This window comes from Elizabethkingia sp. YR214, assembly GCF_003058195.1.
GTDB lineage: Bacteria > Bacteroidota > Bacteroidia > Flavobacteriales > Weeksellaceae > Elizabethkingia.
In genome coordinates, this window is sequence record NZ_QBUH01000002.1 from 521,423 (window position 1) to 536,713 (window position 15,291).

General features: G+C 36.1%; 14 protein-coding genes. 13 read left to right on the top strand and 1 reads right to left on the bottom strand.

What is annotated here, in order from left to right:
• From C8J95_RS05580 to C8J95_RS05640, 13 genes are all read left to right on the top strand, one after another.
• Positions 1 to 705: an SDR family oxidoreductase gene (locus C8J95_RS05580; RefSeq protein ID WP_107809363.1), complete on the top strand. Its 705-nt coding sequence runs from the start codon at positions 1 to 3 to the stop codon at positions 703 to 705.
• Positions 706 to 906: 201 nt separating this feature from the next.
• Positions 907 to 1,653, top strand: coding sequence for an electron transfer flavoprotein subunit beta/FixA family protein (locus tag C8J95_RS05585; protein ID WP_107809364.1), 747 nt, complete (start codon positions 907 to 909; stop codon positions 1,651 to 1,653).
• A 53-nt stretch (positions 1,654 to 1,706) separates the two neighbouring features.
• On the top strand, positions 1,707 to 2,654 hold the full coding sequence (locus C8J95_RS05590; protein WP_107809365.1) for an electron transfer flavoprotein subunit alpha/FixB family protein: 948 nt from the start codon (positions 1,707 to 1,709) through the stop codon (positions 2,652 to 2,654).
• A gap of 75 nt (positions 2,655 to 2,729) precedes the next feature.
• Positions 2,730 to 3,335: a bifunctional nuclease family protein gene (locus C8J95_RS05595; RefSeq protein WP_059153995.1), complete on the top strand. Its 606-nt coding sequence runs from the start codon at positions 2,730 to 2,732 to the stop codon at positions 3,333 to 3,335.
• A gap of 29 nt (positions 3,336 to 3,364) precedes the next feature.
• Entirely contained in the window at positions 3,365 to 4,741 is a 1,377-nt protein-coding gene (locus C8J95_RS05600) for a nucleoside permease (protein ID WP_107809366.1), read from the top strand.
• 401 nt (positions 4,742 to 5,142) lie between these two features.
• Entirely contained in the window at positions 5,143 to 7,593 is a 2,451-nt protein-coding gene (thrA, locus tag C8J95_RS05605; protein WP_107809367.1) for a bifunctional aspartate kinase/homoserine dehydrogenase I, read from the top strand.
• Between the two features lie 25 nt (positions 7,594 to 7,618).
• The gene (locus tag C8J95_RS05610) at positions 7,619 to 8,545 is read left to right on the top strand and encodes a homoserine kinase (RefSeq protein WP_107809368.1); all 927 of its coding nucleotides are present in this window, start codon (positions 7,619 to 7,621) and stop codon (positions 8,543 to 8,545) included.
• A gap of 18 nt (positions 8,546 to 8,563) precedes the next feature.
• Positions 8,564 to 9,853 carry a threonine synthase gene (thrC, locus tag C8J95_RS05615; protein ID WP_107809369.1) on the top strand — a complete coding sequence of 430 codons (1,290 nt, stop codon included), beginning with the start codon at positions 8,564 to 8,566 and terminating at the stop codon, positions 9,851 to 9,853.
• A 263-nt stretch (positions 9,854 to 10,116) separates the two neighbouring features.
• The gene (locus C8J95_RS05620) at positions 10,117 to 10,515 is read left to right on the top strand and encodes a hypothetical protein (protein WP_107809370.1); all 399 of its coding nucleotides are present in this window, start codon (positions 10,117 to 10,119) and stop codon (positions 10,513 to 10,515) included.
• 20 nt (positions 10,516 to 10,535) lie between these two features.
• Positions 10,536 to 11,714, top strand: coding sequence for an acetyl-CoA C-acyltransferase (locus C8J95_RS05625; protein WP_107809371.1), 1,179 nt, complete (start codon positions 10,536 to 10,538; stop codon positions 11,712 to 11,714).
• A gap of 24 nt (positions 11,715 to 11,738) precedes the next feature.
• Positions 11,739 to 13,196: an MFS transporter gene (locus C8J95_RS05630; RefSeq protein ID WP_034867047.1), complete on the top strand. Its 1,458-nt coding sequence runs from the start codon at positions 11,739 to 11,741 to the stop codon at positions 13,194 to 13,196.
• Positions 13,197 to 13,464: 268 nt separating this feature from the next.
• On the top strand, positions 13,465 to 13,884 hold the full coding sequence (locus C8J95_RS05635; protein WP_034867050.1) for a nucleoside-diphosphate kinase: 420 nt from the start codon (positions 13,465 to 13,467) through the stop codon (positions 13,882 to 13,884).
• A gap of 161 nt (positions 13,885 to 14,045) precedes the next feature.
• Entirely contained in the window at positions 14,046 to 14,510 is a 465-nt protein-coding gene (locus tag C8J95_RS05640) for a PepSY-like domain-containing protein (protein WP_107809372.1), read from the top strand.
• Positions 14,511 to 14,592: 82 nt separating this feature from the next.
• Here C8J95_RS05640 and rpe read toward each other — a convergent pair whose 3' ends face one another.
• Positions 14,593 to 15,243: a ribulose-phosphate 3-epimerase gene (rpe, locus tag C8J95_RS05645; protein ID WP_107809373.1), complete on the bottom strand. Its 651-nt coding sequence runs from the start codon at positions 15,241 to 15,243 to the stop codon at positions 14,593 to 14,595.
• Between the last annotated feature and the right edge of the window lie 48 nt (positions 15,244 to 15,291).

The window sequence follows — 15,291 nt, forward strand, 5'->3', positions numbered from 1 at the left end:
ATGCTAAACAATAAAGTAGCATACATCACTGGCGGTACCAAAGGCATAGGCTTGGGTATCGCCAGTGTTTTGTTAAATGCAGGAATGAGAGTGGCCATTAGTGGCAGAAATCTGGAAGATGCAAAAGCCGCGGCAATGCAACTTTCCAGTGATTCTTCAAAAGTTTTAGCGATACAATCCAATGTACGCAACTTTGAAGATGAAGACAAAGCACTTCAGGAAGTTAAAAATCATTTTGGACAAGTTGATCTTGTAGTGGCAAATGCCGGATTGGGTCATTTTGCTCCCGTAGATGAACTTTCTGTTGAAGCCTGGCAGGATATGATAGATACAAACCTTACAGGTGTTTTTTATACCTTAAAAGCATCTGTAGAAGCACTGAAAAAATCTGAAGGTTATTTCATTTCTATTGCCAGCCTGGCAGGAACTAATTTCTTTGCTAATGGTTCTGGCTATAACGCCTCCAAATTTGGTGTTGTAGGCTTTACACAGGCAGCAATGTTGGATCTTAGAAAGTATAATGTAAAAGTTTCTACCATTATGCCAGGGTCAGTAAAATCACACTTTAACAACCATAATCCGGGAGACAATGATGAATGGAAAATTCAGCCGGAAGATATTGGGGAACTGATTGTTGATATGATGAAAATGAACCCAAGAACATTACCATCTAAAATCGAAATCAGACCTACGCTTCCAAAGTAATTGCAGGATTTGATTCAGGATTACAAAAACTACACATTAAAAGCTGCGAAACGCAATATTAATCATTAATTAAAAGCAAGTCATTGTAATCTGCGAACTATATGGTAATTAATATGCTATGTATATATTTTGATAAATTTAGTATGCATGCATAACATTTTTTTATTAACTTAGCCAAAATTCAATACACAATTTCTAATTATGAAAATATTAGTATGTATCAGCAGTGTACCAGATACAACTGCAAAAATAAACTTCACAGCAGATAAATCTGCATTCGATAAAAATGGAATTCAGTGGGTAATTAATCCGCTTGATGAATTTGCTTTAACAAAAGCTATAAAGTTACAAGAATCTCAGGGCGCTACAGTTACTGTTATCAATGTAGGAGATGCAGGGACAGAACCTGTTATAAGAAAAGCATTAGCTATCGGAGCTAATGATGCAGTAAGAGTAAATATTGAAGCTAAAGATAGTTATTCTACAGCAAAAGAAATTGCTAAGATTGCTCAGGAAGGTGGTTACGATTTGGTTATCGCTGGTAAAGAGTCTATCGACTATAATGGTGGAGCAGTACCAGGAATGGTTGCACAAATCCTTAACCAGCCATTTGTTAACGCTTGCGTAGGTCTTGAAGTTAATGGTGGTGAAGCTACTGCTATAAGAGAAATTGAAGGTGGTAAAGAAACGATCTCAGTAAAACTTCCTGCAGTTATTGCCGGACAAAAAGGAATGGTAGAAGAGAAAGACCTTATTATCCCGAATATGAGAGGTATTATGTCTGCAAGAACAAAGCCTTTGCAAGTTGTTGAACCTACTTCTACAGAAGTTAAGGTTGAAGCTGTTTCATTTGACAGTGTTCCACCAAGAGCTGCTGTAAAATTAGTTTCTCCGGACAACTTAGATGAATTGGTAAGATTACTTCACGAAGAAGCAAAAGTTATCTAATTATCTGTTTTTCATCTAAAATTCAAAATTTATAATTTTAAAAATTTAAGAAAATGGCAATATTCGTATATGCAGAAAATATAAATGGCGTTTACAAGAAAGCAGCTTTCGAAGCAGTTTCTTACGCTAAAGCGGTTGCAGATAAGGCTGGTGACAGCGTAACTGTTATTGCAATTAACCCTACAGATTCTTCTGATGTTCTTTACAAGTACGGAGCAGATAAAGTAATCAATGTAAAAGATGAAGGTCTTAAAAACTTCAGTGCTAAAGCTTATGCACAAGCTGTTAGTGAAGTTTTGGATGGTAACGTTATTGTTTTCCCTCACACTACAGATGCTTCTTCAGTAGCACCAATGCTGGCGATTTCTAAAGGAGCCTCATTAATTACCAATGTAATTGCAGCACCAGAATCTATTTCTCCTTTCCAGGTAAAAAGAAAAGCTTTCTCTGGTAAAGGTTATATGCATGCAAAAGCAGATGCTTCAAATGTTGTAATTACTGTTTCTCAGAATGCATTTGGTATAAAAGAAAATCCTGCTTCAGGTTCTGAGGAAGTTAAAAACCTTTCAGTAGTTAATGAAGATACTAAGGTAATTAACCACGAACAATCGTCAGGTAAACTAGACCTAAAAGAAGCTGAAATTGTTGTTTCTGCAGGCCGTGGTATGAAAGGACCAGAAAACTGGGGGATGATTGAAGATCTTGCTAATGTTTTAGGAGCTGCTACGGCAAGCTCTAAGCCTGTAGCAGATATTGGCTGGAGACCTCATGCTGAGCACGTTGGACAAACAGGTAAGGCAATTTCACCAAATCTTTACATCGCTGTGGGTATCTCTGGTGCAATCCAGCACTTAGCAGGTGTTAATGGTTCCAAAACAATTGTAGTTATTAACAATGATCCTGAAGCACCTTTCTTCAAAGCTGCTGATTACGGGGTAGTTGGAGATGCTTTCCAAATTGTTCCTGCATTAACTGAAAAGTTAAAAGCTTTCAAAGGATAATAATTTTGAGGTAAAAATTTCAAAATCATATAAAACATCGTGGCTTATTGCTACGATGTTTTTATATTTGTAGCTATGGATTATAAGAAACTAATCATAAGAGGCATTTCATACAGCCAAACCCAAATGGGAGCTTATGCACTGATCCTGGAACAGGAAGAAACAGGAATAAAACTGCCTGTTGTTATAGGTAATTATGAAGCACAATCTATTTCTCTGGGTCTAGAAAAAGACATTCAGCCACCAAGACCCTTAACCCATGATCTCTTTTCAAAATTTATTACCACTGTAGGTTATGCATTGGAGAGTATTATCATTTATCAGATCATAGACGGAGTATTCTTCTCCAATTTAATTCTTAAAAACGATCAGAACGAAAAACTGATTCTGGATGCGCGTACATCCGATGCAGTTGCTATGGCAGTTCGTTTTGATGCACCTATTTATACCACAGACGAAGTCCTTACAGAAGCAGGTATTATGTTGGAATTGTCGGATAATGACGATAAAACAGAATACAAAGCTGAAGACGAAGAGGAGGCTCCTGAAATAAAAGGTTATGAAGTATACACACTTGAAGAAATCCAGGAAATGCTAGACAAAGCAGTTCAGGAAGAGGACTTCGATACGGCTCTTGAACTTCAGCAAGAAATAAAGAAACGAAAAAAGAATATTGATTAATTTCGATATTCTGCCCTATTAATAAACTTATGAATATAAAATTACGATTAACCCTACTCAATTTTTTCCAATTTTTTGTTTGGGGTGCTTGGTTAATTACCATTGCCAATTATTGGTTCGGTACAAAACAATGGGACGGAACCAAGTTTGGCGCTGTCTTCAGTACTATGGGATTTGCCTCTATTTTTATGCCGACACTCTCCGGTATCATTGCTGACAGATGGATCAATGCAGAACGTCTTTATGGAATTTTGCAAATACTATATGCAGTAGTATTATTTTTCCTGCCACAGGTAACAGATCCCGGAACTTTCTTTTGGGTAATGCTTATAGCTATGTGCTTTTATATGCCTACAATTGCTCTGAATAACTCTATATCTTATACCGTTTTAAAAAACGAAGGAAAAGATGTTGTAAAAGATTTCCCACCAATCCGTGTATGGGGTACAATCGGTTTTATCGCAGCAATGTGGATTACCAATCTTACAGGAAGCAAGGCAAATGAATATCAGTTCTATATAGCTGGTGCATCGGCTCTGCTTTTAGGACTTTATGCTTTTTCCCTGCCTAAATGTCCTCCTAAAAAGCTTCTAGATAAGAATGCTAATATCTTCCAGACACTAGGATTAGATGCCTTTAAGCTATTTGCAAATTACAAAATGGCTTTATTCTTCTTTTTCTCTATGTTTCTTGGTGGTGCATTACAGCTAACCAATGCGTACGGAGATGTTTTCCTGGATGAATTCAGACACTATCCAAAATTTGCAGAATCTTTCGTAGTGAAGTATTCTACTATTATCATGTCTATTTCTCAGGTTTCGGAAACGCTTTTTATTCTTGCAATTCCTTTCTTTCTGAAAAAATATGGTATTAAAAAGGTAATGCTAATCTCTATGCTTGCATGGGTATTACGTTTCGGCTTATTTGGATTAGGAGATCCTTCTACAGGACTATGGATGATTATCTTATCATGTATTGTATACGGAATGGCATTTGACTTCTTCAATATTTCAGGATCTTTATTCGTAGAAACCAATACAGATGCTAAAATGCGTTCATCTGCACAAGGTTTGTTTATGATGATGACTAATGGTTTTGGTGCTGTATTTGGAAGCTTAACCTCAGGATGGCTAATTGATAAATACTTTACTCAGAGCTACAATAAAGTTTCTGATCTGGCTCAACATCTGGATACAACCTCAGATAATTCTCATTTTTTAAGTTTCTTGTCTAAACAAAAAATAGATGTATTAGCCGATGGCATATTATCTCAACCTGTTATGCTACGTGACTGGCATGATATCTGGTTGACTTTTGCTGCTTATTCTCTTGTAATTGCTGTGTTATTTGCTATTTTCTTCAAGCATAAGCATGATCCACAGGAAATAAAAGATGCAGGACATTAATTTATAACAAACATTAAAAATAACACAAAGCCTTTCTGAGATTCAGGAAGGCTTTTTTTAGACACATGTCTACATCTAAATTAATAATAGGGAAGCTTTAAACTTATTCAGAATCCCGGATATAACTAATATTGAACTATATACTGAAAAATTAAAAACATTAAATTTTTATTTTTTTCAGATAAATATTTTGTGGAATCATTTTTTGTCTATACTTTTACACTGTTTTTAGAGAACAAATGAGAGTAAATACTATTATTACATCCACTTCCACAACGACAATTATTCAATTGCCGCAGAAGGGTTGTATTAGTATTTGACGACAAAAAATATAAATAGCACAAGGCCTTTCTGAGATTCAGAAAGGCCTTTTTTTATTCCCGATAACCATAGATATTGATATGAAAGTTTTAAAATTTGGAGGTACTTCAGTCGGAAGTACAGAAGCCGTAAAAAACCTCAGGCTTATTGTTGAAAGAGAAAAGGAAAATGATAAACCTTTGTTTGTCGTATGCTCAGCATTCTCAGGAATTACCAACTCCTTACTGGAAGCAACTGAAGAAGCATTACACAATCAGGACTATCAAAGTATTCTGGACAGTATAGAGCAACGTCATTATGACATGATAAAAGAAACACTGCCTGTATCCGTTCAAAATCCTTTACTTATGCTCGTTAAAGGCAATTTTAATATTCTGGAAGATTTACTTTCCAGTGTTGCACATTTAGGAGAACTTTCCGACAGAACAAAAGCTAAAATTGTTTCATTGGGCGAACAGCTATCCTGTCCAATTATAGCTGCATATCTCAATACCTCCATGCCTGCAGAATTTAAAGATGCAAGAGACTTAATCAATACCAATTCCAACTATCTGAAAGCTGAAGTTAATTTTGATGTAACCAATCGAAATATTCAGCAATGGGCACAAAATCTGGAAAACAAAGTATATGTTATCACTGGTTTTATAGCTACCGATAAAGATAAAGTAACAACTACCTTGGGAAGAGGGGGTTCAGATTATACCGCAGCTATTCTTGGTGCAGCACTCAATGTTCAGGAAGTACAAATATGGACAGATGTCAATGGTTTTATGACCGCCGATCCGAGACTGGTAAGGAATGCTTATTCTCTCGAATATTTAAGCTATCAGGAAGCTATGGAACTTTCATATTTTGGTGCTAAAGTAATCTATCCGCCTTCATTAGTTCCTGTAATCTCTAAAGAAATTCCAATATGGATTAAAAACACTTTCGAACCAGAACATCCGGGCACTATGATCCATGTAGAAAGGGAAGCTCAGGATAAGGCATTAATTACAGGAATATCATCTATCAATAATGTGGCGCTAATTAATGTTGTAGGTACCATGATCCGACTAAAAGGTTTCAGCGCCAGATTATTTGGCACTTTATCCCGTCATGATATTAATATTATCCTGATTACACAGGCTAGTTCCGAACATAGTATTTCATTTGTGGTTGCATCAGAAGATGTTGCTAAAGCTCGATTGGCTATAGAAGAAGAATTCCATTCTGAAATTACTAATGAGAAACTGCAACATCCGGAAATAGACACCAACATTAGTATTGTGGCTATTGTCGGGGAACGTATGAAGAAAACAAAAGGTATTAGTGGCAAGTTATTCAGTACACTTGGGAAGAATAGCATCAATATTATAGCAATAGCACAAGGTTCTTCCGAACTTAATATATCTACAGTTATTTCTAAAGATGATCTTACAAAAGCGCTGAACGTTATTCACGATGCATTTTTACTCTCTCCGGTTAAAACTTACCACGTCTTTTGTGCAGGCACAGGGAACATTGGTCAGGAATTTCTGGGACAAATCTGTCAGGAAGCAGACAATCTGATTGAGAAGCATAAGATAGAAATTAAAGTATTAGGAATAGCCAATACCCGAAAAATGCTCTTAGCGAATGGAAGCCCTGTTAATATTGCAGGATGGAAAGACCAGCTTGAAGAAAAAGGACTGCAGGCTGATTTAAAAACTTTTATACAGGAAGTCAAGAAATACGAATTACCCAATACCGTATTTATAGATAATACTTCCAGCAAATTTGTAGTAGAAGAATACGAAAACCTTTTTAGGAATAATATCTCGGTAGTTACCTGTAACAAGATCAGTAATTCCGAAAGCTATGCTCAGTATCTAAATCTGAAACATCTGGCCGCTAAAAATGGTGTCAGCTTTTTGTATGAAACCAATGTGGGAGCAGGATTACCTATTATAAAAACGCTCAATGATCTGGTGATAAGCGGAGATGAGGTTGTAAAAATAGAGGCTATACTTTCCGGAACTATATCTTATATCTTCAATAATTATACAGGAGATCGGACTTTTGAAGAGGTTGTAAGAGAAGCTCAGGAGCTAGGTTATACAGAACCCGATCCAAGGGATGATCTGAATGGACTGGACTTTTCAAGAAAAATGCTGATCCTGGCCAGAGAAAATGGATTGCCGTTGGAACTTTCCGATGTTAACATCAATAGTTTTCTTCCGAAGGCTTGTCTAAAAGCAAATTCTGTAGAAGACTTTTATAAAGAGCTTAAAAACAATGAACCTCATTTTGCATCATACAAAGAGCAAGCTGCTAAGGAGAATAAAAAACTAAGATTAATTGGTATTTTGGAAAACAATGAAATAAAAGTTGAAGTGATGCTGGTAGATAATACACATCCGTTCTTCAATCTTTCTGGTAGTGACAATATCATATCATTTACAACTGCCAGATACCAGAATACTCCTTTAGTTGTTAAAGGTCCGGGAGCTGGAGCTTCGGTTACAGCGGCGGGCGTTTTCGCAGATTTAGTAAGAGTTACCACATTATAACCATATAGATAAATAGACTATTCAAATGAAAAAAATAAAATGTTATGCCCCAGCAACAGTAGCCAATGTAGTATGTGGTTACGATGTACTAGGCTTTGCTATAGATAATCCGGGAGACGAAGTTGTTGTATCATTCAACAACAGTAATAAAACGGTAATTACAAAAATAGAAGGTGACCAGGGAAAGTTACCGCTTAATGCCGAAAAAAATGTGGTTGGACATGTCGTGAATCTGTTTTTAGAAAAGATAAACTCCAATCAGGGAGTTGATATAGAATTATACAAAAAAATGCCTCTGAATAGCGGTTTAGGCTCTAGTGCTGCCAGTAGCGTAGGAGCATTAGTAGCTGTAAACGAATTATTTGAAAATCCTTTATCCCGACAGGAACTACTGCCATTGGCTATGGAAGGAGAGCGGCTTGCTTCCGGAAATGCTCATGCAGATAATGTTGCTCCTTCTTTATTAGGAGGCTTAGTTCTTATTCGCAGCTACGATCCTCTGGATGTTGTAAAACTTCCTGCCGAAATGGATTTGCATGTTGTATCTGTACATCCGCATGTCGATGTACCAACAGGAGAAGCCAGAAAGATTATCCGTCAGCAGGTTCCATTGAAAAAAGCTGTGGAACAGTGGGGTAATGTAGCGGGTCTTGTGGCAGGCTTTTGTACAAATGACACTGATCTTATAGGTCGCAGTATGAAAGATGTAATTATAGAGCCTATCCGCTCTATGCTGATTCCTTATTTTGCTGAAATGAAGCAGACGTCACTTGATCATAATGCAATTGGATTTGGAATTTCAGGTTCAGGACCTTCTGTATTTGCTTTATGCAAAAATAAAGATGAAGCCGAAAAAATTGCTATCGAACTTCACAAGCTTCTCTCTGCCCAGAACATCAGTTGTGAATCTCTGGTTACTAAAATCAATAATGAAGGAGCAGTAATACTATAACCATCAAACCAAATAACAATGAAATATTATTCCACAAGAGGAAAACACAGTGTCAATATACAACAAGCCGTACTCAATGGCTTAGCAGATGATGGCGGGCTCTATATGCCGGCATATATCCCGCAATTACCTGCATCTTTTTTTGAAAACATCGAGAATAAATCTTTACCGGAAATTGGCTTTGAAGTAGCAAAGTTATTTTTAGAAGATTCTGTTCCCAATGGGATTTTAAAGGAAATGATCGATGAGGTTCTCAACTTTGAGATTCCGGTGGTGCCAATTCATAACAACATTTATAGTCTAGAGCTTTTTCATGGTCCTACATTGGCATTTAAAGATGTTGGAGCAAGATTTATGGCGCGATTAATGTCCTATTATGCAGATGGAAACTCTATGAAGGTAGTTGCGGCAACTTCCGGAGATACGGGTAGTGCTGTTGCAGCAGGATTCTACAATGTACCAGGAATTAATGTATATATTCTGTACCCTAAAGGTAAAGTAAGTCCTTTGCAGGAAAAGCAACTTACAACATGGGGAGGCAATATAAAAGCATTGGAAATTGAAGGAACTTTCGATGATTGCCAGGCACTTGCTAAACAACTTTTAGCAGATGAAGAGTTGCAGCAACATCAGGTAACTTCTGCCAATAGTATTAATATTGCAAGGCTTATCCCACAGAGCTTTTATTATTTCTGGGCTTATGCACAACTAAAAAAAGAGAATAAAAATATTGTCTTTAGTGTACCAAGCGGAAACTTCGGGAACCTTACCGCCGGATTACTGGCTTATAAAATGGGATTGCCTGTAGATCGTTTTATAGCCTCTACCAATATCAACAATGTTGTGCCTCAGTATCTAGAGACTGGTATATATGAAACCAGACCATCACTTTCTACTGTCAGCAATGCTATGGATGTAGGAAATCCGAGCAATTTTGAGAGAATGAAAGATTTATTTCAGGAAGACGTTTCTAAATTCAGAGAGATTATATCAGGCTATTATTTTACCGATGAAGAAACAAAAGCTACTGTTCAGAAAGTATATAAAGAATCCGGTTATCTTTTAGATCCGCATGGCGCTGTTGCCTATCTGGGATTATTACAATACCAAAAAGAACAACAGGAAGATTTTAATGGTATTTTACTCGAAACTGCTCATCCTGCAAAATTTATAGAAACTGTGGAAGAAAGCATATTAGAAAGAATTGAGATTCCGGAAAAGCTTTCAACTTTTGGAAAAAAGGAAAAAGTAGCAACACTGTTCCCCGTAGATTTTCAGCAGGTAAAAGAATTTATAAAACAAAATTAAAATAAGGAGATTGCTATTTCCAAAGACTCAAAGTCAAAATATTGGATTTTCTGTAGCATAACCATTCAGTAGTTTGATGATTATATTTGGTGTCTTTGGGTAAACTCTGATTTATTAAAAATAAAATTTAAGTTTAATTTATCTGCCACGGAAAGCATTGTGCAATAGCGCAATGCTTTCTTTATACCAGACCATTTAATACAGCAGAAACACTATACCTTACAAATAAGTATTTTTTGTATTTTAGTGGGATAAATTTAGCTATGAAGAATGTGCCTTTAGTAAGTTGTTTATTAGTATTTGCAGGTAGTTTTCTTCCCTTAGTTCACATCCCTCTCGTAGGCAACTGGGGTTACTGGAAGTTGGATCACACCATGGCCATTATGGTATGGTCTGTATCATCTGTTGCACTTGCCAGTATAATATTCAATAAAGTAAAGTTTACCCGCATTCTGGCTATAATTTTATTATGCCTCTTCACTATCACATTATTTGCTATAAAAGCCAAATCACTGAACTTTTTCAGCTTTATTCCTTTTAAAGGACTACAAAACACCATGGCAGGAATTGTAAAATTGTCATGGGGATGGCTTTTTGAATTCTCAGGAGCCTTTCTAATGCTTTTAGCGAAAAGCAACAAGATCGAAAATCAAAATTTATAAACCCTAAAAATAAAATAGTAATGAAAGAAGTATTCATCGTATCTGCAGTAAGAACTCCTATGGGAAGTTTTATGGGAAGCCTTTCAGGTGTTCCTGCCACTCAGTTGGGAGCAGTAGCCATAAAAGGTGCTTTAGATAAAATAAATTTAAATCCTGCAGAAATTCAGGATGTATACATGGGGAATGTATTACAGGCCGGAGAAGGACAAGCGCCTGCAAAACAGGCTGCATTAGGAGCAGGTCTTCCGAATACAACACCAACTACAGCAGTAAACAAAGTTTGTGCATCCGGTATGAAAGCGGTTATGATGGCAGCTCAGTCTATCAAGGCTGGAGATGTTGAAGCTATCGTAGCAGGAGGTATGGAAAATATGTCCCAGGTTCCACATTATATCGATGGAAGAAATGGCGTAAAGCTAGGAGACATCAAATTACAAGATGGTCTTCTGAAAGATGGTCTTACCGATGTATACAGCAAACAACACATGGGAAACTGTGCTGAACTGTGTGCTAAAGAATACAATATTACCCGTGAAGAACAGGATGCATTTGCGATTCAGTCTTATGAGCGTTCCGCAAAAGCTTGGTCAGAAGGGAAATTCAAAGAAGAAGTTGTTCCTGTTAGTATTCCGCAAAGAAAAGGAGAACCTATAATCTTCGCTGAAGATGAAGAATATAAAAATGTAAAATTCGACAGAATTCCTACATTACCAACTGTATTCCAAAAAGAAAACGGTACTGTTACAGCAGCTAATGCTTCTACGTTAAATGACGGAGCTTCAGCTTTAGTATTAATGTCTAAAGAGAAAATGGAAAGCCTAGGGCTAAAGCCACTGGCAAAAATAGTTTCTTATGCTGATGCTGCACAGGCTCCTGAATGGTTTACTACAGCACCGGCAAAAGCTTTACCAATAGCATTAAAGAAAGCTAACTTAACAGTTAATGATATAGATTTCTTCGAGTTTAACGAAGCGTTTTCTGTTGTTGGCCTGGCTAACAACAAAATATTAGGTCTGGACGCTGCTAAAGTTAATGTAAATGGTGGAGCAGTAGCATTAGGACATCCACTAGGAAGTTCTGGTTCCAGAATTATTGTAACGCTTATCAATGTACTTAAACAAAACAATGCTAAGTATGGAGCTGCTGCTATTTGCAACGGTGGAGGCGGAGCATCTGCTATTGTTATAGAAAACATCTAAAATTATCAAATTATAAACTATTCCATGATAACAGAGAATACCAAAAACAACAAAAAGGTAATGAAGGCCTGGGCCTTCTATGATTGGGCAAATTCAGTATATTCATTAGTTATAACATCAACTATTTTTCCTATTTACTATGCTATTCTTACAACAGCATATGAGAAAAATGAATATGTTGCAGCAAGCCATAAATGGATAAAAGTTCCGGTAAGGAACACTATCAAACTTTTTGGCAACGAATATCATCCGGATGCTGTTTATGGCTATTCTCTTACCATATCATTTCTGATCGTGGTATTGTTATCACCTATTTTGTCAGCATTAGCAGATACTATAGGGAATAAAAAATCTTTCCTGCAGTTCTTCTGTTATCTGGGAGCTACTTCCTGTATGGGGTTAGCATTGTTTACCAGTATGCATACTGTTTTTCTTGGATTATTATTTAGTATTACAGCCAGTGTTGGTTTCTGGGGAAGTTTGGTATTTTATAATTCATTCTTACCGGATATTGCAACACCTGACCAACAAGATGCGCTTTCCGCCAAAGGATATATCTATGGTTATATCGGTTCTGTAATCCTTGTTGTAATCTGTTTATTACTAATCATGGTAGTAGCACAGACACCAAAACAGGCCATGATACTTACACGAATCAGTTTCCTTCTAACCGGAGCATGGTGGTTTGGTTTCTCTCAGTATACTTTTAAGCATCTTCCGAAATTTGGGAAACTTACAGACAAATTACCAAAAGATATAGTATTACTGAATATTAAAAATTTCTTCAAAACCCATAAGGATAACGGAGGTTATGCCCATGTAGTAAAGGAAAATATTCTTTTCTATAAGGAGATTACGAAAGAAAGCTTTAGAGAATTGTTCAGAGCAGGGAACAAGTTGTTCACAACACCCAACCTGAAATACTTTCTTATAAGTTTTTTCTTCTATAGTGTAGGAATGCAGACAATCTTCTTAATGGCAACATTATTTGGTAAAAGTGAAATTAATCTTTCTCAGGAAAAATTAATCCTTACCCTTATTGTTATCCAAATTGAAGCAATTATAGGAGCTATATTCTTCTCATGGTTGTCCAGAAAAATAGGAAACAAGAATGTAATCAGTATTGCTGTTATATTATGGATGGTGGCATGTTTATCTGCTTATTACCTGAACAAAGAAAATCCCAATGTAGAATATCAGTTCTATGGTGTTGCCGGAATTGTCGGGCTTGTAATGGGAGGTTTACAGGCAATGTCCCGTTCTACATTTAGTAAGCTATTGCCACAGGATAGTATGGAGAATACAACTTACTTCAGTTTTTATGATGTGTTGGAAAAAGTAGCGATCATTTTAGGTACTTTTATATTTGCAACGCTTATAGAAAAGTACAATAATATGAGATTTGCGGCTCTTTCTATGACAATCTTCTTTGGAATTGGGTTAATATTTATCCGTTTTCTGAAGCTAAAAACAAAGAAATAAGAAAAATATAAACATAAAATAATAAGAGAGAGCCTTTAAAAGGCTCTTTTTTAATGCCTTATAAAAACGAAAAACCCTGGCCGAAGCCAGGGTAAAAACTAATAACCATGAAAACTCAAATTAAACATGAGAATCGAGTACAAATTAACAAAATTTGTGCCAATAAAAAAATAATTTTCAAAAAAATTATTATTCTTTCCCTAACAGAATTTTATTGGCTAAAAAATAAATGATTTTTGTATTTTTGCCTTGTAAAATTTAATACACAATGTCAGGACAAATTACCTTTACGATGATTAAGCCAGATGCAGTAGCAGACGGTCACATCGGAGCAATTTTAGGAAAAATTACAGAAGCAGGGTTTAAGATCAAAGCAATGAAGTTAACTCAACTTACTATTGCTGATGCTAAAAAATTCTATGAAGTACACGCAGAAAGACCTTTTTACGGAGAATTAGTAGACTTCATGTCTTCTGGACCTATCGTTGCTGCTGTTCTTGAAAAAGAAAATGCTGTAGAAGACTTCAGAAAACTTATCGGTGCTACAAACCCTGCTGAAGCTGCTGAAGGAACAATCAGAAAAATGTTTGCAAGGTCAGTTGGTGAAAATGCAGTACACGGATCAGATTCTGATGAAAATGCTTTAATTGAAGCTTCTTTCCACTTTGCTGGAAGAGAAATTTTCTAATTAATTTCTTTCAGAAAAAATAAAATAACGATCTCATTATGAGGTCGTTTTTTTTATTTATTTAATTTTTTGTGATTTATTTTAGTACTATTTCAATATTCTGCACAATAAAAAGCATTAAATAATGTTATATCTATATAAAAAGCATTAAAATTAGAATTATGAAAAAAGTATTTTTGACCCTTTTAAGCGTTTTTACACTGAGTACGGCATTTATTTCCTGCAATGATGGTGGAGATATTGCAGTTGAGACTCAGGAAGTAAAATCAACTGATTTACCTGCAAAGGCCCAGGCGCTTATCAGAACTTCGTATGCAGACGTTCAGGTTAAAGAGGTAAGAAGAGCTGATTTGGGGGATAACAAGTTTTTCTATGCAGTCGAATTAGCTGATGGCAGCAGACTAGACTTCGATACAAATGGAGATTGGGTAACAATTGATAGTAGAGTAAAAGCAGTTCCTGCAGCGGCTGTACCTGCAAATATTTCTTCTTATGTAAAAACAAATTATCCTTCCAAGGACATTATCTACATTAACAAAAATGTAAAAGGTTACTTTGTTAAACTTACAACCAACATCAAGCTAAGCTTCGATGCTAATGGAAACTTTGTAAGCAACGACTGGTAGTATTTAAATTAATATAAAAAACCGGAAGAAATGTTCTCTTCCGGTTTTTTTATGCCATAAAGACATATTATGCTGTCAGAAATTACTTCTTCAGTTCTTCAATCATAGCCGCTGGATTCTCCGCAGAGAATACAGCATTTCCGGCAACTAGTACATCAGCTCCGGCTTCAAAAAGCTTAGCTGCATTATGTTGGTTTACGCCGCCATCAATTTCAATTAAAGCATTAGAATTGTATTTCTCAATCAATGCTTTTGTCTGATAGATTTTTTTGTAGGTATTTTCTATAAACTTTTGTCCTCCGAAGCCAGGATTTACGCTCATTAAAAGTACTAAGTCTAGATCCGCAATAATATCTTCTAAAACAGACACCGGAGTAGCAGGATTTAGTACCACACCAGCCTTTGCTCCCAGATCTTTAATCTGGTGAATGACTCTGTGTAGGTGAGTACATGCCTCATAATGAACAGTAACCAAATCTGCACCTTCTTTTACAAACTCTTCTACATACTTTTCAGGCTCTACAATCATTAAATGTACATCGATAAACTTTTTAGCATGTTTTTTAATAGCCTTCATTACAGGAAAACCAAAAGAAATGTTAGGTACAAAACGCCCGTCCATTACATCCACATGAAACCAGTCTGCCTCGCTGTTGTTAATCATTTCAATATCTCTCTGCAGATTTCCGAAGTCTGCCGAAAGTACCGACGGAGCAATTAGTTTGTTTTTCATTTTTACTTTTTACTTATTACTTAATTTATATTCTTAGATAAAAAAGAG